Origin of the sequence: Streptomyces sp. NPDC005761, from assembly GCF_040630635.1 — a bacterium.
GTDB lineage: Bacteria > Actinomycetota > Actinomycetes > Streptomycetales > Streptomycetaceae > Streptomyces.
On record NZ_JBEXXX010000035.1, the window covers coordinates 42738 to 61006 of the forward strand.

General features: G+C 70.7%; 14 protein-coding genes. 5 read left to right on the plus strand and 9 right to left on the minus strand.

From position 1 onward, the window contains the following. Nucleotides 1–122: 122 nt before the first annotated feature. Together ABZ434_RS26790 and ABZ434_RS26795 are read right to left on the minus strand one after the other, a co-directional pair. Nucleotides 123–1763: an amidohydrolase gene (locus ABZ434_RS26790; RefSeq protein WP_359141944.1), complete on the minus strand. Its 1641-nt coding sequence runs from the start codon at nucleotides 1761–1763 to the stop codon at nucleotides 123–125. 85 nt (nucleotides 1764–1848) lie between these two features. After that, complete coding sequence (locus tag ABZ434_RS26795; RefSeq protein WP_024493538.1) at nucleotides 1849–2289, minus strand: Lrp/AsnC family transcriptional regulator; 441 nt, start codon at nucleotides 2287–2289, stop codon at nucleotides 1849–1851. 203 nt (nucleotides 2290–2492) lie between these two features. Between ABZ434_RS26795 and ABZ434_RS26800 the strand changes: the two genes are divergently transcribed. After that, complete coding sequence (locus ABZ434_RS26800) at nucleotides 2493–2894, plus strand: hypothetical protein (protein WP_359141946.1); 402 nt, start codon at nucleotides 2493–2495, stop codon at nucleotides 2892–2894. Between the two features lie 440 nt (nucleotides 2895–3334). Here the strand turns inward: ABZ434_RS26800 and ABZ434_RS26805 are convergent, their stop codons facing one another. Then, on the minus strand, nucleotides 3335–4507 hold the full coding sequence (locus tag ABZ434_RS26805) for an acyl-CoA dehydrogenase family protein (RefSeq protein WP_359141948.1): 1173 nt from the start codon (nucleotides 4505–4507) through the stop codon (nucleotides 3335–3337). A gap of 384 nt (nucleotides 4508–4891) precedes the next feature. On the opposite strand from ABZ434_RS26805, the gene ABZ434_RS26810 reads away from it, so the two are divergent. Next, entirely contained in the window at nucleotides 4892–6166 is a 1275-nt protein-coding gene (locus ABZ434_RS26810) for a glycoside hydrolase family 18 protein (protein WP_359141950.1), read from the plus strand. A 78-nt stretch (nucleotides 6167–6244) separates the two neighbouring features. Here the strand turns inward: ABZ434_RS26810 and ABZ434_RS26815 are convergent, their stop codons facing one another. From ABZ434_RS26815 to ABZ434_RS26835, 5 genes are all read right to left on the minus strand, one after another. After that, nucleotides 6245–6397 (minus strand): SCO1431 family membrane protein, encoded by a 153-nt coding sequence (locus ABZ434_RS26815; RefSeq protein WP_326735044.1) that lies wholly within the window; start codon nucleotides 6395–6397, stop codon nucleotides 6245–6247. A gap of 337 nt (nucleotides 6398–6734) precedes the next feature. Continuing rightward, on the minus strand, nucleotides 6735–8831 hold the full coding sequence (locus ABZ434_RS26820; RefSeq protein WP_359141953.1) for a beta-galactosidase: 2097 nt from the start codon (nucleotides 8829–8831) through the stop codon (nucleotides 6735–6737). A gap of 41 nt (nucleotides 8832–8872) precedes the next feature. Then, the gene (locus ABZ434_RS26825) at nucleotides 8873–10210 is read right to left on the minus strand and encodes a sugar ABC transporter substrate-binding protein (RefSeq protein WP_359141955.1); all 1338 of its coding nucleotides are present in this window, start codon (nucleotides 10208–10210) and stop codon (nucleotides 8873–8875) included. Nucleotides 10211–10351: 141 nt separating this feature from the next. Then, complete coding sequence (locus ABZ434_RS26830; protein WP_359141957.1) at nucleotides 10352–11287, minus strand: carbohydrate ABC transporter permease; 936 nt, start codon at nucleotides 11285–11287, stop codon at nucleotides 10352–10354. A gap of 5 nt (nucleotides 11288–11292) precedes the next feature. Continuing rightward, complete coding sequence (locus ABZ434_RS26835) at nucleotides 11293–12219, minus strand: sugar ABC transporter permease (protein WP_359141959.1); 927 nt, start codon at nucleotides 12217–12219, stop codon at nucleotides 11293–11295. Nucleotides 12220–12507: 288 nt separating this feature from the next. Here ABZ434_RS26835 and ABZ434_RS26840 point away from each other — a divergent pair, with 288 nt between their 5' ends. Then, complete coding sequence (locus ABZ434_RS26840) at nucleotides 12508–13500, plus strand: LacI family DNA-binding transcriptional regulator (protein ID WP_359141961.1); 993 nt, start codon at nucleotides 12508–12510, stop codon at nucleotides 13498–13500. A gap of 253 nt (nucleotides 13501–13753) precedes the next feature. On the opposite strand, the gene ABZ434_RS26845 is transcribed toward ABZ434_RS26840, so the two are convergent. Next, nucleotides 13754–15118, minus strand: a complete 1365-nt coding sequence (locus ABZ434_RS26845) for a peptidase C39 family protein (RefSeq protein WP_359141963.1) — start codon at nucleotides 15116–15118, stop codon at nucleotides 13754–13756. Nucleotides 15119–15298: 180 nt separating this feature from the next. Here ABZ434_RS26845 and ABZ434_RS26850 point away from each other — a divergent pair, with 180 nt between their 5' ends. Together ABZ434_RS26850 and ABZ434_RS26855 are read left to right on the plus strand one after the other, a co-directional pair. After that, on the plus strand, nucleotides 15299–15928 hold the full coding sequence (locus ABZ434_RS26850; RefSeq protein ID WP_359141965.1) for a hypothetical protein: 630 nt from the start codon (nucleotides 15299–15301) through the stop codon (nucleotides 15926–15928). Nucleotides 15929–16287: 359 nt separating this feature from the next. Next, nucleotides 16288–18204, plus strand: a complete 1917-nt coding sequence (locus ABZ434_RS26855) for an AAA family ATPase (RefSeq protein WP_359141967.1) — start codon at nucleotides 16288–16290, stop codon at nucleotides 18202–18204. The last annotated feature ends 65 nt before the right edge of the window (nucleotides 18205–18269 follow it).

The window sequence follows — 18269 nt, forward strand, 5'->3', positions numbered from 1 at the left end:
CGCATTCTGTCAATAGTTGCCTGACCTGCACCGTTTACCGAACTTGCCTGGTCAGTCCCGAAGATCCCCAGGTCGTGGCAGAACGAGGGCGACTTCGATCGGCGGTACGAAATGTCCCGACGTCACTCGTTCGGCCGTACGTAGACAGTTTGTCCGAAGACAACCGTGCGCAGGCAGACCGGGAGCTCGGCCCCGGGGCTGAGATCCGGCAGCCCCGGCGTTCCCGACCTGGGATCCGTGGACCAGCGGGCCACCCGGTCGTCCGGGGCCTGGACCACGAGTTCCTCGGTGCGCCAGACCGCGTAGTCGGCAGGGGCACCCGGCACCAGCGTGCCCGCGTCATCACGGCCGACGGCCCGCCAGCCGCCCCTGGTGTGGGCGGTGAAGCCGGCCCGTACCGAGATCCGGTGTTCGGGTGTCCGGTGGAACGCGGCGGCCCGCACGGTCCCCCACGGGTCCAGGGGGGTCACCGGACTGTCCGAGCCGAACGCGAGGGGCACACCGGCCCGCAGGAGCGCCGCGTACGGGTTCAGGGTCCTCGACCGCCCGGCACCGAGCCTGCGGGCGTACATGCCCTCCTCACCGCCCCAGGCGGCGTCGAAAGCGGGCTGGACCGAGGCGGTGAGGCCGAGCTCGGCAAAGGCGGCCACGGTTTCGGGCGTGAGCATCTCCGCGTGCTCGACCCGGTGCCTGGCGGCCCGCACCCGCCCGAGGCCGACCTTCCCGGCGGCCGCCCGGATGCCGTCGACGACGGCGGAGAGAGCGGCGTCGCCGATGGCGTGGAAGCCCGCCTGAAGCCCGGACTCGGTGCAGGCGGCGACATGGGCGGCGATCTGCGCGGCATCCAGATGGGCGGCGCCCGTGACCGGTGCGTCGGCGTACGGCTCGTGGAGGCAGGCGGTGTGGGAGCCCAGCGACCCGTCGGCGAAGAGGTCCCCCGCCGCGCCCACCGCACCGAGCTCCCGCACACGCCGGGCGTCCTTCTCGCTGCCGACCTGCTCGGCCCAGTAGCCGAAGACCCGCGGCCCCGGCTCGGCGGCCGCCAGCTTCAGCAGCGAAGTGAAGTCGTCCTCGTCGGAGATGTCCGGGCCACCGCATTCGTGGACGGAACCGATCCCGAGGGACGCCGCGTGGGCCAGCGCGGCACGCTGGGCGTCGGCACGCTGGCGGGGCGAGACGGCACCGTGGGCGGCCGCGCGCACCGCGTGGTGGGCGGCACCCGTCAGCGGCGCGTCGGGCCGGTAGCCGCCCATCGAGGCGATGTGGGGGACGAGATCGAGCAGGGCCGTGGTGACGACCGCCGAATGCACGTCGATCCGGGGCAGATAGACCGGCCGCCCGGAGGCGGCCGCGTCCAGTTCGCCGCGCGTGGGCGGGCGCTGCTCCGGCCAGCGCGTGGCGTCCCAGCCGTGGCCCAGGACCACCCGGTCGGCGGGGTGCGCCGCCACGTACGTCCGCACGAGGGCAAGGGCCTCGCCGAGGGTGCGGGCGCCCGAGAGGTCGAGACCGGTGAGGGCCAGACCGGTCGAGGTGGTGTGGACGTGCGCGTCGGTGAACGCGGGAGTGACCAGGGCCCCGTCGAGGTCGACGACTTCGTCGACACCGCTCGCGAAGGCGTCGGCGGCCCCTTCGGAGCCCACCCACACGACATGCCCGCGTTCGACCACCATGGCGGTCGCGAAGGGGTCGGCGGGGCTGTGGACGTCTCCACCGCGCAGCAGCACGGTGCGGTGTTCGCTCTGGGGGGCGGTGCTCTCGGTCATGGGCACCAGTCTCCCGCCTGCCGGGGTCCGCGCGGCGCGCGGCCCCCCTTACGGCCTCACCCGCGAACGGCGGCGGGTGAGGGCGTCAGATCTGCGGCGGGCGCGCCTCGTAGGGCGTGGAGAGGACCACGGTGGTGCGGGTGGAGACGCCGGCGAGCGAGCGGATCCGGGTGAGCAGGTGCTCCAGCTCCAGTGGGGTCGCCACCCGCACCTTGAGGATGTAGTTCTCGTCGCCCGCGACGCTGTGGCAGGCCTCCAGTTCCGGGACGCCGGCGAGCCGCTCCGCGATGTCGTCCGGCGCACTCGGGTCGAAGGGCTTCACCGAGATGAACGCGGTCAACGGCAGGCCGACGGCCTCGGGGTCGACGACCGCGGCATAGCCCCGGATCACCCCGCGCTGTTCCAGCCTGCGGACGCGCTGATGAACGGCCGAGGTGGACAGGCCGGTGGCCTTGCCCAGGTCGGTGTAGCTCATCCGCCCGTCCTTGACGAGCAACTCCACGATTTGTCGGTCCAGCTCCTCCATATGGATCAATCTATGGCCCCGGGCCCTCCAGGCACAGTCGTGGAGGGCCCGTGAAGGGCACCTGCGAGCGGCATGTGACCAATGCCACAGGTTTACGCGCCGGTAGCCGAGCCCCTCGCGGTTACGGCGGAGGTGCGACGGGAAGTGCTTGCTGTGGTCGAGGCCGCGGCGCCTTGTCGGCCCACCCGAGGGGGGAATTTCCCATGCAGAGCCTGAAGCTCACCGGACGTACCGAACCGGAGCCCGTTGATCCTTTCGAGGACACCGCTCCCGACGCGTACGACATGTTCGAGATGTACCGGGTCGTCTGCCCGGACTGCGCGCAGCCCATCGCGCTCCTGGCGGACGAGGACGTACTGCCGGAGCACGCGCTGTGCCCCACGCCGTGGAACCCGTTCGTCCTGACGGTGTGCGCCGGAACCGGACGTGCCGCGTCCGAGGCCCGGCCCGCCGACGAGTCGGCCGGCGCCCAGGAGCAGGAGACGGCGCTGCTGCTGACGCTCCCTCAGGGGCTCGACTGGAGGATGCAACCGTTCTCGCACGCCGGGGGTTCGGGCTCGCGCCCGCTCCGGGTGCCCCACCAGCTGCGTCGCGACGCCGCCTGAGACCCGCCGCCCGGGGGCGATGAGCCCGGCTGCCCGCACCACGGCCCCCGCCGGAGCCGCGGGCAGTCCGCCGCCCCCGGCCGGTCACGGCGCGCCAAGAGGACGTGCCGAACAGGCGCTCGCATCGGCCGGGCAGTGACCCGGCCCGGCATCGCGCCGTTGGCCCGGCATGACCCTGCTGCACTCCACGGCCGGCCCCGGCCGCCGCCGTCTCGCCGCTCCGGCCTCCGAAGAATCGGTTCCGCAGTCCCGCCCCTCGCCGGCACCGTCGAATTCGCCGGGCCCTGCACCGCGATCGGCGCCCCACTCGACCGATCCGCCCATCTACCGGGCGCTGCTCCAGCACTGGGAGAGCACCGGCAGGACCCTGCCGGGCCGCCATGACCAGGAGTGGAACCGGATCATGACGACGCCGGTGTGGTCGGACCGGCTGCTGCGGGTCAGCGCGTCTCAGGACCCGCGAGGTGGCGGGCGATGACCATCCGCTGGATCTGATTGGTGCCCTCGACGATCTGCAGCACCTTCGCCTCACGCATCAGCCGCTCGACGGGGAAGTCCAGCGTGTAGCCGTATCCGCCGAGCACCTGGACGGCGTCGATGGTGACGCGCATCGCGGCGTCCGTACAGAAGAGCTTGGCCATGGCCGCCTGCCGCGAGAAGGGGCTGCCCGCGTCGCGCAGCCGGGCGGCCTCCAGGTAGAGCGCGCGGCCCGCCTCGATCTGTGTGGCCATGTCGGCGAGCATGAACCGCAGGCCCTGGAAGTCCGCGATGGGACGGCCGAACTGCCGGCGCCCGGTGGCGTACGCGACGGCCTCGTTCATCGCGGCCTGGGCCACACCGATGGCACAGGCGGCGATGCCCAGCCGGCCCGAGTCGAGCGCGGACAGGGCGATCGCGAAGCCCTGCCCCTCGTCACCGATCCGGCGCGCGTCGGGGATCCTCACTCCGTCGAAGTGCAGCTGGGCGGTGGGTGAGCCCTTCATCCCCATCTTCTTCTCGGGGACGGCGGCGCTCAGACCCGCGGCGTCGCCGGGGACGAGGAAGGCGGTGATCCCGCGGGGGCCCTCGACCCCCGTGCGGGCCAGGACCGTGTAGAAGTCGGCGATGCCGCCGTGGGTGATCCACGCCTTGGTGCCGGTGATGACCCAGTCCTCACCGTCCCGTACGGCCTTGGTCCGCAGCGAGGCGGCATCGGAGCCCGAGGCGGGCTCGGAGAGGCAGTAGGCGCCCAGCAGGCCGCCCCCGAGCATCGCCGGAAGGTGTTCGGTCTGCTGATCCTTCGTGCCGTAGCCGGCCAGCGCGTGGCAGGCGAGGGAGTGGACGCTGACGCCGAGTCCGACGGTGAGCCGGGCCGCGGCGAGTTCTTCGAGTACCTGGAGGTAGACCTCGTACGGCTGGTCCCCACCGCCGTGGGCGGAGTCGTAGGGCAGGCCGAGCAGGCCTGATTCGGAGAGCAGAGTGAAGATCTCGCGCGGGAAACGGCCCGCGTCCTCCTCCTCGGCTGCCCGCGGCACGATCTCCCGCTGGGCGATGTCACGGACGAGCGCGACGAGTTGCCTGGACTCCTCGGTGGGCAGACGGCGTTCCACCGATTGCGGGGCACGGTCGGACATGACGGCGCTCTCCTCCCTGTCGGGCGTTGCGGCGGTCGCGCGCGCGGGGTGTGAGCGGCGCCGCCGGGGGGATCTCCGGACGATGCCCGGAAAACACTGCTGCCCAGCCGATGTTGCCCTCCCGGATTACGAGAGGCGCAGGCAGGCGGCTGTGGCGGCTTGAGTATGCCCGATCGGACGGTATCCGTCACCGGTTGACAGATCACGCCCGGAAAGCGGTGGTGACGGCCGGGACGATCACGGGAACTGGTCCGAACCATTGACCCAACTGGTCTAGTCCATCTACGGTTTCGGCCAACCGGCTTTCCGCGTTCATGCCAAATTCGCACGTCCGCCGGAAGCCGGTCGTCCACTGGCACGTCCCCTCCCCCACGAGGAGCAACCATGACCGGACTTCGTCGCCCGTGGGCCCGTCCGCGGGCTCTCGCCGCTGTGGCCTGTACCGCCGCCCTGGGCGCCGCCCTGCTGGGCGTCGCGGGCACCGGGCCGGCCGGAGCGGCCCCCGCCGCCCAGCGGGCCGCCGCACCGGCAGCAGCACCGGCCGCCCCCACAGCGGCCGGCAGCAAGGTGGTCGGATACTTCACCAACTGGGGTGTCTACCAGCGCGATTACCACGTCAAGAACATCGAGACCTCCGGTTCGGCCGACAAGCTCACCCACATCAACTACGCCTTCGGCAACGTCCAGGGCGGCAAGTGCACCATCGGTGACTCCTACGCCGACTACGAGAAGGCCTACACCGCCGACCAGTCCGTCGACGGGGTCGCGGACACCTGGGACCAGGAGCTGCGGGGCAGCTTCAACCAGCTGCGCAAGCTGAAGAAGCTGCACCCCGACCTCAAGGTCATCTGGTCGTTCGGCGGCTGGACCTGGTCCGGCGGCTTCGGCGAGGCGGCACAGAACCCGGCCGCGTTCGCCAAGTCCTGTCACGACCTGGTGGAGGACCCGCGCTGGGCCGATGTCTTCGACGGCATCGACATCGACTGGGAGTACCCGAACGCGTGTGGTCTCACCTGCGACACCAGCGGTCGTGACGCCTACGGCAACCTGCTGTCCGCCCTGCGCACCGAGTTCGGCACGGACGCTCTGGTCACCTCGGCGATCAGCGCGGACGGCTCCGAGGGCGGCAAGCTCGACGCCGTCGACTACGGTGGCGCGTCGAAGTACGTCGACTGGTACAACCCGATGACGTACGACTTCTTCGGCGCCTGGGACGCGAAGGGCCCGACGGCCCCCCACTCCCCGCTCACCTCCTACACGGGCATCCCCAAGGAGGGCTTCAACAGTGAGGCGGCCATCGACAAGCTGAAGGCGCAGGGCGTTCCTGCCTCGAAGCTGCTGCTCGGCATCGGCTTCTACGGCCGCGGCTGGACGGGCGTCACCCAGGACGAGCCCGGCGGTACGGCGACCGGTGCGGCCCCGGGCACGTACGAGGCGGGCATCGAGGACTACAAGGTGCTGAGGAACAGCTGCCCCACGACGGGCACCGTCGCCGGTACGGCGTACGCGCACTGCGGCACCGACTGGTGGAGCTACGACACCCCGGCCACCATCGGCACCAAGATGGCGTACAAGAACCAGCAGGGTCTGGGAGGCACCTTCTTCTGGGAGCTCAGCGGAGACACGACTGATGGCGAGCTGATCAAGGCGATCGACTGACGTCGTCGCGGCAGGCGTGAAGGGGGCGGCAGGCCGGGCGGGCCTCCCGCCCCCTTCACTTCCGGAAAGGGACGCGGGTCACATGAGGCCGAGCTGCGTGACGAACATGGCGATCACGACGACGAGCGTCCAGCCCAGGACGTTCTCCAGCAGCTTGGAGCCGTCCTCGGGCCCGCCGGTCCGCGCGCGGCGGCGGGCAGGGGTGGTGGTTGCGGCAGCAGTCGCGGTCATGGCATCTCGTTCGGTCGGCCGGCAGTCGGTGTCCCCCGAGGACCCGACCACAGTGCCAGCCGGACGGGCTCCCGGGGTAGAGATCTGCGTCACTGCCCCCGGGGCGGCCCGACGGCGTCAGCGGCCGCCCGCCCCCACCGGGCCCGGCGCCGGGCGGTGACGGGCGAGCGGGGCGCACCGGCGGCGAGGGCCGCCTGTGCCCGACACCACACCGCCGCAGTCCATCAGGGCATCCCCCCTCCCGGTCCGGCTGGCCCCCGCCCCCGTCACGCCGGGGCGCAGGCCCAGGACGGCAGCTCACCGATGCGGCCCCCCGCCCCGGGCCTTTCGGCGAGCGTCACCCGATGGGGCGACCGTGCTCCGCGCCGACGCTCCCCGGTACCTGCTGCCGCAGGACCACGACCTCGCGCGGCGGCACGACAAGCCCTTCGTCGGCGGCCGGGCCGACCAGCACCTCACCGGCCATCGCCGGCAGGTCGACCGGAGTCCCGCCCCGGTTGACCAGGAACAGGTAGCGGTTGTGCGCGTCGCGACGCACCACGAGCTCCACAGCCCCGTGCGCCGCCTGCGGTAGCTCACTCGTGACCTCCGCCGGCGCGAGCAGAGAGGGCAGCAGTCCCGCGAGACCCTCGACGCCGAGGCGCGTGGAGACGTAGGAGGCCGTGCCACCGCCGGTGCTGCGGCGGGTGACCGCCGGCCGCCCCGCGTACGCACCCGTGCGGTAGCGCGCGAGGACCGCGACGTCCGGCCCGGTGACATCGATCCGGTCGGTCCACAGGCTCCCGGTGGCGGTGCCGTCGGGCAGTTCGAGGCCGAGGTCGACGGTTTCACCGTCCAGCAGCGGCCCGAATTCCTCGATCCGGATGCCCAGCAGCTCGCGCAGCGCGCCGGGGTGGCCGCCGAGCCAGATGTGGTCGTTCTCGTCGACGATGCCCGAGAAGTACGTCGTGACGAGGTGGCCGCCGTTCTCGGCGTACCGGGTGAGGTTCTTGGCGGCCGTCTGCGACACCATGTGCAGGACCGGGGCGATCACGACGTCGTACGCGCAGAGGTCGGTGCGGTGGGCGGGCACGATGTCGGCGCGGATGCCCAGACGCAGCAGTGCGGAGTACCAGTCGAGGGCCTCGCGGTGGTAGTCGAGTCGTGAGGTGGGGTGGGAGTCGTGCTCTGCGGCCCACCACGAGTCCCAGTCGAAGAGAACGGCCACCCGGGCGGGTTCACGCTCGGTGCCCGCGATCGGAGCGAGGGCCTCCAGTGTCCCGCCGAGGTCCACCACCGACCGGAAGAGCTCGCTGTCGGCACCGGCGTGCGGAACCATCGCGGAGTGGTACTTCTCCGCGCCGGCCGCCGACTGACGCCACTGGAAGAAGCACACGGCGTCGGCGCCGTGTGCCACGTGCAGAAGCGAGTCGCGGGCCAGCTCGCCCGGACGCTTGGCCACATTGACGGGTTGCCAGTTCACCGCGCTGGTGGAGTGCTCCATCAGGAACCACGGGCGGTGGCCGGCGATGCCGCTCGTCAGATTGGCGGAGAACGACAGCTCGTCACGGTCCTGCGGCCCGGGGATCACATAGTGATCGTTGGCCACGAAATCGACGGCGTCGGCCCAGTCCGCGTAGTCCATGCCCTTGATACCGCTCATCACCATGAAATTGGTGGTGACGGGCACGCCGGGGGTGAGCTCGCCCAGTAGCTCGCGTTCGGCCAGAAGATGGACCTTGAGCGCGTCCGACGAGAAGCGCTTGAAGTCGAGCTGCTGCGTGGGGTTGGGATGTGAGGCGGCCAGCCTCGGAGGCAGGATCTGGCCCCAGTCGCTGTAGCGCTGCGACCAGAAGGCGGTGCCCCAGGCGTGGTTGAGGGCCTCCAGCGTGGTGTACCGGCGGCGCAGCCAGGCGCGGAAGGCATGTGCGGCGTCGTCGGAGAAGTCGTAGACGTTGTGACAGCCCAGTTCGTTGCTGACGTGCCAGGCGACGAGCGCGGGGTGGTCCGCGTAGCGCGTCGCCAGCTTTTCGACGAGACGCAGGGCGTGCTCCCGGAAGACGGGGGACGTGGGGCGCCAGTGCTGGCGGGCGCCCGGCCACACGGTCTCGCCGGTCGCGGTCACCGGCAGGATCTCCGGGTGCGCGGTGGTGAGCCAGGGCGGCGGTGAAGCCGTGGCCGTGGCCAGGTCGACACCGATGCCTCCGGCGTGCAGCAGGTCCATCACCTCGTCCAGCCAGCCGAAGTCCCAGGTGTCGGCGGTGGGCTGGATCCGGGCCCAGGAGAAGATCGCCAGGGAGACGATGTTGACCCCTGCCTCGCGCATCAGCCGGACGTCCTCCTCCCACACCTCCCGCGGCCACTGCTCGGGGTTGTAGTCGGCGCCGTAGCCGAGCCGACGGCTGCCGTCGGGCCCTTTCGCGTACGGGAACCGAGAGGTGAGGGGGGAGGTCATACCGGTCCTTCCAGTGATGCGTGGTCGTGTCGCGGGGTGGGCTACTTCTCGACGGTGAAGCCCTGCTCCTTGCCGTACTTGGCGGACGCGTCCTGCCATGCCTTAAGCCCGTCGACGAGCTTCGTGTCCGAGACGTAGGCCTTGCCCACGGTGTCGTTGAAGATCGAGTTGGCGTACACCTGGTACGGCAGGTAGTTCCAGCCGGCGGGAACCGCCTTCGCGGCGTCGGCGAAGACCTTGTTGGCCTTCTGCCCTCCGAAGTACGGGAACGCGGTGTCCTGGAAGGCCTGGTCGTTCAGGTCCTTCGTGGTCGCCGGGAAGGCGCCGTTCTTGATCCGGGTCTGCACACCCGCACCCGAGTTGGCGTACTCGACGAAGGCGTAGGCGAGTTCCTTGTTCTTGCCCAGTTCGGGCAGCGCGAGCGAACTGCCCCCGTTCTCGGCGGAGGAGTCGGCGCCCTTCGTCCACTGCGGCAGCGGGGCCGCGCGCCAGTCACCCGACGCGCCCTTCACGCCGGACGCGAAGTTCGCGGGCATCCACGCACCGGTCGGCAGGGTGGCGATGGTGCCGTCACCGAGGCCCTTGTACCAGTCGTCGCTCCAGCCGGAGACGGGCGATACGAGCTTCTCGTCGATGAGCTTCTGCCACGTATCGGTGAACTTCTTGGCTCCCTCGTCGCCGAAGTCGATGCCGACCTCGGTCCCGTCAACCTTGTAGGGGTGCGAACCCGCCTGCCACAGAAGGCTGGTGGTCAGTCCCGCGTCGCCGACATCGCTGGTGATGTAGGCCTTCGGGTCGGCCTTGTGGAGCTTGCGGGCGGCGTCGACGTACTCGTCCCAGGTCGTCGGCACGGCGATGCCGTACTTGTCGAAGACCTTCTTGTTGTAGAACAGCGCCATGGGGCCGGAGTCCATGGGCAGGCCGTATATTCCGTCACCGGCCTGCACCGAGTTCCACGGACCCGGCGAGTACGACCCGGCCAGCTTGTCGGCTCCGTAGGCCTTCAGGTCGGTGACGGACTTCGTCAGGGCGTACTGGCTGAGCGCGTAGTACTCGATCTGCGCGACGTCCGGGACGCCCTTCTTCGCCGAGATGGCGTTCTGCAGCGCCTTGTACTGGTCGTTGTTCGTGCCCGCGTTGACCAGCTTGATGTCGACCTTCGGGTACTTCTTCTCGAAGTCGGCGGCGACCTGCTTCAGCGTGGGCTCCCAGGCCCACACGGTGACGGTGCCGCCGTTCTTCAGCGCGGTCTGCAGGTCGGTGGCGCCCACCTGCTCGTGGCCACCGCTGTCGTCGTCGGAACCGCAGGCGGTCGCCCCGAGGGCCAGGGCGCAGACGAGGCCGAGGCCGCGCAGCAGGCGGCGGGAGTGCTTGGACATGGCGGTACTTCCACTTCCTCGTGGTTCGACAGGACTTACGGACGCGCAACTCCGCGGGTGTGACCCACGGATGCATGGCCTATGGGGCCCCGGCGCGGTGACCTGCTCCGGAGCGCTTCGGGGAGGCCGCTCGCGACTGCGCTACTCCTTGACGCTTCCGGCGGACAGGCCTGACTGCCAGAACTTCTGGAGGAGCAGGAAGGCGGCGACGAGCGGCACGATGGTGAGCAGCGAGCCGGTGACGACCAGGTTGAAGACGGCCTCACCGCCGGCCGTGGCCGCCTGCTTGTTCCAGGCGTCGAGGCCGAGAGTCAGTGGATACCAGTCGGGGTCCTTGAGCATGATCAGCGGCAGGAAGTAGTTGTTCCAGGTCGCGACCGTGGTGAAGAGCAGGACGGTGACCGTGCCGGGTGCGAGCAGGGGAAGGGCGACCTGGAAGAAGGTACGCAGCTCGCTCGCGCCGTCGATGCGGGCCGCCTCCATCAGCTCGGCGGGGATCGCGTCGGTGGCGTAGACCCACATCAGGTACAGGCCGAACGGCGAGATCAGGGAGGGAATGATGACGGCCCACGGGGTGTCGGTCAGCCCGATCTTGCTGAACATCAGGAAGGTCGGTACGGCCAGGGCCGTGGTGGGCACCGCGACGGCCCCGATGACGACCGCGAACACGGCACGCTTGCCGGGGAACCGGAACTTGGCGAGGGCGTAACCGCCGAGCACGGCCAGGAGGGTCGCGCCGCCCGCGCCCGCCACCACGTACAGCAGGGTGTTGAGGAGCCAGCGGCCGAAGACGCCGTCCTGGTACGTGAAGGTCTGGCTGACGTTGTCCCAGAGGTCGAAGTCCTGGTCGAACCACAGGCCGAAGGAACGGGCGAGCCCGGCTTGTGACTTGGTGGCGCTGATGACGAGCCACAGCAGCGGCAGCAGGCTGTAGAGGAGGACGATGCCGGTGAGCGCGGTCAGCAGGACGCTGCGGCGCGGCCGGCCCGGCGCGTGCGCACGGCGGGGGGTACGCAGACGCGGGGCTGCGGACCTCGGCGGCTTCACCGGACGCGGGGCGGTGGCGGTGCTGCTCATCGTGGTCACGCTCCCTTGCGCATGCCGCGCAGCTGGACGACATAGGCCACGACCATCGTGATGACGCCCATGACGATGGCGACTGTCGCGGAGTAGTTGTGCTGCTGACCGGAGAAGGACAGCGAGTACGTGTAGTAGTTCGGGGTGTAGTCGGTGGTGATCGCGTTCGGCGCGAGCTTCTGGAGGATGGCGGGCTCGTTGAAGAGCTGGAAACTGCCGATGACCGAGAAGATCGTGGCGATGACCAGGGCCCCCCGGATCGCCGGGAGCTTGATCGCCGAGATCACCCGCCACTGACCCGCGCCGTCGATCTCCGCGGCCTCGTACAGGGCGTGCGGGACGACGCGCAGCGCGGAGTAGAAGATCAGCATGTTGTAGCCGACGAACTCCCAGGTCACGATGTTGCCGATGGACGCCAGGACCAGGTCGGAGGACAGCGGGTCGGGCAGGTTCGCGCCCAGGGCGTCGTTGATGTCGCCCACGAGACCGAAGCGGGGCCCGTACATGAAGCCCCACATGAGGGTCGCCACGACGGCGGGCACGGCGTAGGGCAGGAAGACGGCGATCCGGAAGAAGTCCTTGCCGAACAGCCGGCCGCTGTCGATCGCCAGCGCGACGAGCAGGGCGATGCCCAGCATGATCGGGACCTGGATCAGCAGGAACAGTCCGACGCGCAGGACGCCGTCCCAGAACTGCCCGTCCTGGAGCGCCTGCTGGTAGTTGTCCAGGCCCACGAAGGAGGTGCCGCCGATGAGCTGTGTACGGAAGAGGCTCAGGTAGACCGAGTAGGCGAGCGGGGCCAGGAAGACCAGCGCGAAGACGAGGACGAAGGGGCCGATGAACCCCCATCCCGTCCACGAACGGCGCGTCCTGCGCACCGGTGGCCCGGCCGGCTCGGCCACCGCGGCCGCCGGCGGTTGCAGCGTCGTCATCTCGCGCCCCTCGCTCCTGCTTCACCCGACCGAACGGTGATCCACGCATATGTTCCGGGCCGGTTCACCGGCTGGGTCATTCCGCCGCCAGGCGTTATGTTTGCGTAAACATTCGGTGGCGGCATGTCTACACTGCCTCCAGATGAGCGGTCAAGAGTCGCTCTGAAAGGGCGGCACTTGATGAGGGAACCGGTGGACGGAGCAGGCGGACACGCCCCAGAACCGCATGCGGAGCAGACCGGGCCGGGCCCGGCGAAACGGACCTCGCGCGCCCGCAGGTCCGTCTCGATGGCGGACGTCGCCCACCTCGCGGGGGTCTCGTCGCAGACGGTCTCGCGCGTGTCCAACGGCTTTCCCGGCGTCAACGAGGAGACGCGTCAGCAGGTTCTCGCGGCGATGAAGGACCTCGGCTACCGCCCCAACAGCGCCGCGCGCGCCCTCAAGCGCGGCGAGTTCCGCACCATCGGCGTCATCACGTTCACCCTCTCCACGACCGGCAATGTCCGGACACTGGAGGCCATCGCCACGTCGGCCGCCCAGGAGGGCTACGCCGTCACGCTGCTGCCGGTCGCCGTCCCCACGCAGGACGAGGTGCGCGGCGCCTTCTCACGGCTCGGCGAACTCGCGGTGGACGCGGTCATCGTCATCATGGAGGTCCACCTCCTCGACGAGGCCCGCCTTTCGCTCCCGCCCCACGTGAAGGTCGTGGTGGCGGACTCCGACGCCGGCGACCGGTACGCGGTGGTGGACACGGACCAGGCCGGCGGCACCCGCGAGGCGGTTCATCATCTGCTCGACCTCGGCCACGAAACGGTCTGGCACCTGGCGGGACCCGAGGAGTCGTACGCGGCGCAGCGCCGGACGGACGCCTGGCGCACCGCGCTCCGCAGGGCCCGTCGGGCCACGCCGGAGATCGTGCGGGGCGACTGGTCGGCCGAGTCGGGCTATCGGGCGGGCCTTCACCTGGCCGAACAGGCCGACTGCACCGCGGTGTTCGTGGCCAACGACCAGATGGCACTCGGCCTGCTGCGCGCCCTGAACGAGCGGGGCCGCAAAGTGCCCGATGAGGTGTCCGTCGTCGGCTTCGACGACATCGCCGAAGCAGGTTCCTTCCAGCCCCCGCTGACCACCGTCCACCAGGACTTCGGCGAGGTCGGCCGGCGCTGCGTGGAGGGCGTCCTGCACCAGATGCGCCGCAGCGGGCCGGACCACGGCACGACCTTGGTCCCCACCCGCCTCGTCATCCGCGCGAGCACGGCTCCACCGCCGTCGCGGCACTGAGCCACCGCGCTCCGGACAGAGGTCCACGCCCGCGCCACCGGACTCCTCGAACACATTTGCCCGGCAGCACGATCGCCGGGGGCGCGCGCAGGAACGGCCGTGACCTCGGCCGGCGGGGTCCGTCCGCGCGGCGTGTCCCGCCGGCTCGGCCGTCGCTCGGTCAGGGCCACGGTGGACCGGTACGGCCACCTCGCACGAAGCAGTCGGACACGCGGTCCGTGAGGTCGTCGAGGCGGCCGTGGGTCCTACGTGCTCACAGCAGACCGAGCGACCGCAGAGCGCGACGCTGGGCGGGGGCCGGGTGTGCGGGGAAGTACACGTAGCAGACCCCGCCCGTACCCGACGACACGTTGCCGCTCGCGTTGTAGCGCTTCGTGCGGAGCCAGATCGTCTCCCACTCGTGCCGCAGATAGACCCGCCGCACCGCCTCGTTGCTCGGCGACGCCGGGTCGTTGGCGATCACGTCGCCGTCCTCGGTGAAGCCGATCACCGTCATCAGGTGGCCGGATGTGCCGTAGCCCGCACCGGTCAGTTCCGTCTTGAGGAACGACTGAGACGTTATGACCGGGATGCCGGCCCGGATCAGGGTCTCCAGGTCGTTCAGCGAGCCGAGCCGGGTCACCACGGCGCTCATGTCCTCGTACGTGGCCGCGTAGGCCGCGTTGAACGGCCAGTTCCCGCAGCCCTCGTACTGGTTGTCGTACGTGAAGCGCGCCGCGTGGCAGACCTGCGGGTCCTCGAGACCCGGCTCGACCCACGAGAGGGCCTCGGCGCTGGGCCTGCGGCCCCAGTACTCGACGATCATCTGCGAGGAGGTCGGGCTGCACCACGCCTCGCCTCCGTTGTCGTACTCCGGGTACTGCCCCACGTGCACGTTCTGCGAGTAGCGCGGCACCGGCAGCTCCCCGGCGAGGCCGGGGGCGGAAGCGGGCACGGTGAAGCGGTCGGGGATGTCCGAAGCCATCGCCCCCACCCGCCACACCGTGGGCGTCAGCCGGGTGCCCGGCGTGCGGTACAGGGTCAGACGCAGGCGGTAGGACAGCAGGCGCAGGCCGCCCGCCGCGTCGTCCACCGAGAAGGTGTCGGTCCAGATGGAGCTCTTGCCGTCGGTCTGGTCGTCGACGGAGGTCCGGCGGATGTCGCCGTCGCCCGCGGCCCAGCGGCCCATGACGTACCAGGGTGTCTCGGTGCCGTCCGAGTAGTCGCCCCGCAGTTCGATCTGGATCCAGGTGCCCGCGGGCGTGTCCGCGTTCCAGGACGCGATCACCTCGGTCGCAGGAACGGTGGAGCGGTGGACCGGTGAGGTCCAGGTGGCGTAGTCCCACGCCGCGGTGGTGCCGGTGTGCGGGTCGGTGTAATCCGTGCGCCCCAGTGGATGAACGATCACCAGCCCCGGGCGGCGGCCCGCGACCGCGCGGGTCCCGGCGCCGGATCCGCAGCGCCAGTCGGTGTACGTGGTCCAGAAGCGGTTGTCCACGGAGGAGGCCGCCGAGGGTGAGCCGGGCCGGGCGGGAAGTGGAGCCGCCGCCGCGGAAGCGGCGGACGACACCGCTCCGGCGCCGGCCGCTGCCGCGATCGCGGCGGTGAGCACGGTTCGGCGTGAGGTCGGACTGGGCATGGGCGAGACCCCCGGTCGTAAGCGGAATGGTGCTGCAGGTGCACGACAGTGCGCCAACTATTGCGGGTCACGCCCCGGTTCGGCCAGCGATTCGGCTCGCGCCGACGGACCAATATTGGCCTGGACCACTGGCGTGACCTGGGACTGCTCCCCCGGGCCACCGACTCGTAGGCTGGGGCCATGAACGACCTCGCGCACCTTGCCGCACGATTGCGCACCCTGCCGCCATCCTGCGGACCGGTCCGGCTGATCGCGGTCGACGGGCACGCGGGATCCGGCAAGAGCACCTTCACCGCCCGGCTCGCGGCAGCACTCGAAGACGCCCCCGTACTGCATCTGGACGATCTGGCGACCCACGAGGAGCTGTTCGACTGGACGGGAAGACTGCGGGAACAGGTGACCGGCCCGCTCTCACGCGGCGAAGCCGCCCGCTACGCCCCGTACGACTGGACGGCGCGTGACTTCGGGCCGGCGCGCACCCTGGCCGCGGCCCCGCTGGTACTGATCGAGGGTGTCGGCGCGGGGCGCCGGGCCCTGCGCCCCGCCCTCGCCCAGCTGTTGTGGATGGATCTGCCGGCCGCGGAGTCCTGGGAGCGCGGCCGACGGCGGGACGGACCGGCACTGAGCGCGTTCTGGGACGGCTGGACGGCCGCCGAATCCGCTCATTTCTCGGCCGATCCCTCGCGCCCCTGGGCCGATGCTCTGGTACGCCAGTTGCCTGTGGGGTACGAGTGGCTGGAGGTAGCCCCTCCGGCAGCAGGAATGAGTCATTCCGTCACCCACCGTGACGACTCGACCCCGCCATACTGAGCAGTCGGAAATCAGACCGGAAGTGCCTCAACTCTGCTTGACCCGGGGGCGGTACAGGTCTTACGTTCTCAATGTGCGGCTTTTCGGAGCCCCCGCAGACGCGAAGCCCCCGGTTGTTCCCCCGTGATCGGGGGCTTCGTCCTGTGCCCGACACCCCGTTCCGGCCTCACCACCCCCTCTTCCGCTTACCGTGGGTCACGGCCGGTCTTCGGCCTGCGGCGCCCTTAGTCGCACACTCCCTGCGCAGGTACGATGCCTCTCGGTGCGGTCAATTCCCGTCCATGGCACAGTGATTCGGCGCGCCTCGGCGGGCCGTCGTGCGGCGGGACATCCTGGGGGCACGGTTTGTGGGGGACCTGATGGACATCGGCACGCAGGGCGCACAGGCCCCGGCCGACCTCGCGTGGCTGCGCGGCGTGGACGCCTGCACGATGGGCGCCTACCCGCAGGCCGAAGAGGAGTTCAGAGCCGCGGTGCGCCTCGATCCCGGAATGGCGGATGCCTGGCTCGGCCTGCATGCGCTGCGGGTCGACACGACGACGGCGCTGCTGCACATGTACCGCCATCGCGACCGGTTCGGCGATCAGCGCGGGCGCTACCGGCGCACACTCAACTCCTGGTACTGGCTCGGCTGGTGGGTGCAGCCGGTCCTGGAGAGTCCGCGCGACCTGCTGCTCGCGCACGCCTCGCACTGGCTGGACGGCCGCCATGTGGCGGAACTCGACCGGGCGCTGGCCGGGCTGCCGCCGGTGGACGCCGACCCGCAGGTCCGCTTCCTGCACGCCTGCCGCTCCTACCTCGTCAAGGACTGGGAGCAACTCGTACGCCATACGGAGCAACTGACCGACGATCCGCTGCTGGGCATCGAGGCGGGACTCTTCGGCGGCATGGCACGGGTGCGGCTGGAGATGTACGGGCAGGCCGAACCCCTGCTGGCCACCGCGCTGATGCGCTGCCGCAGTGAGCAGCCGCAGCGCAAGGAACTGCGCTACTGGCTGGCCCGCGCGCACGAGGGCACGGGCCGCAGCGCGGCCGCGCTGCCTCTGTACCGGGCGGTCCACCGCATCGACCCGGCGTTCATGGACACGTCGGCGCGGCTGGCCGCGATCGCGGACTACGACGGCCTGGACGGTTCCGAGGAGGTGTCCGGCCTGGCTGCCGTCTCGCTGTCCGGTCCGGGCGCCGACGGCACGCTCGCTGAGGCGCAGCCGGACGGGGATTCGCTGCTGGGCACCGATCTGGTGGACGGCAGGGAACTGCGGCCGGGCGTCGAGACGCAGGACCTGCCGGGCATCGGGGTGACACCGCCGCCCGGTGGGGCCCGGCAGAAGACCGCGGTCCCCGGCCAGTCGGGGCCGCAGGCGTTCCCGGCCGGTCCGAGCGACCCCGTACTGCTCGCCGAGGCGCTGGCGGAGCTGGAGCGGATGGTCGGCCTGGAGCCGGTGAAACGGCAGGTCAAGGCGTTGTCGGCGCAGCTGAACATGGCAAGGCTGCGGGCGGGCCAGGGGCTGCCCGTACAGCCACCGAAGCGGCATTTCGTCTTCTCGGGGCCGTCCGGCACCGGCAAGACAACGGTGGCCCGGATCCTGGGGCGGGTCTTCTACGCGCTGGGTCTGCTCGGCGGGGACCACCTGGTCGAGGCGCAGCGGGCGGACCTGGTCGGCGAGTTCCTGGGCCAGACGGCGGTGAAGGCCAATGAGCTGATCGACTCGGCGCTGGGCGGAGTGCTCTTCGTCGACGAGGCGTACAGCCTCTCCAACACCGGGTACAGCAAGGGCGACGCGTACGGCGACGAGGCCCTGCAGGTCCTCCTCAAGCGCGCCGAGGACAACCGGGACCATCTCGTCGTCATCCTGGCCGGCTACCCGGAAGGCATGGACCGGCTGCTGTCCACCAATCCCGGGCTCTCCTCGCGCTTCACCACGCGGGTGGACTTCCCCAGCTACCGGCCGCTGGAGCTCACCTCCATCGGTGAAGTGCTGGCGGCGGAGAACGGGGACGCGTGGGACGAGGAGTCGCTGGAGGAGCTGCGCTCCATCAGCGGGCATGTCGTCGACCAGGGCTGGCTCGACGAGCTGGGCAACGGGCGCTTCCTGCGCACGCTGTACGAGAAGAGCTGCGCCTATCGCGATCTGCGGCTCTCCGGCTATGCCACGGTGCCGACACGGGACGATCTGGCGACGTTGCGGCTGCCGGACCTGATGCAGGCCTACGGCGAGGTGCTGTCCGGGCGGGGGCCGGTGGCGCGGGGCCGGCAGGAGCCTCCCGAGGCCTGAGGTCGCCGCCCCCGGCTGCCGGAACAACCGACGGCCGGGCACGCCACGCGCCCCAGAGCCTCTCG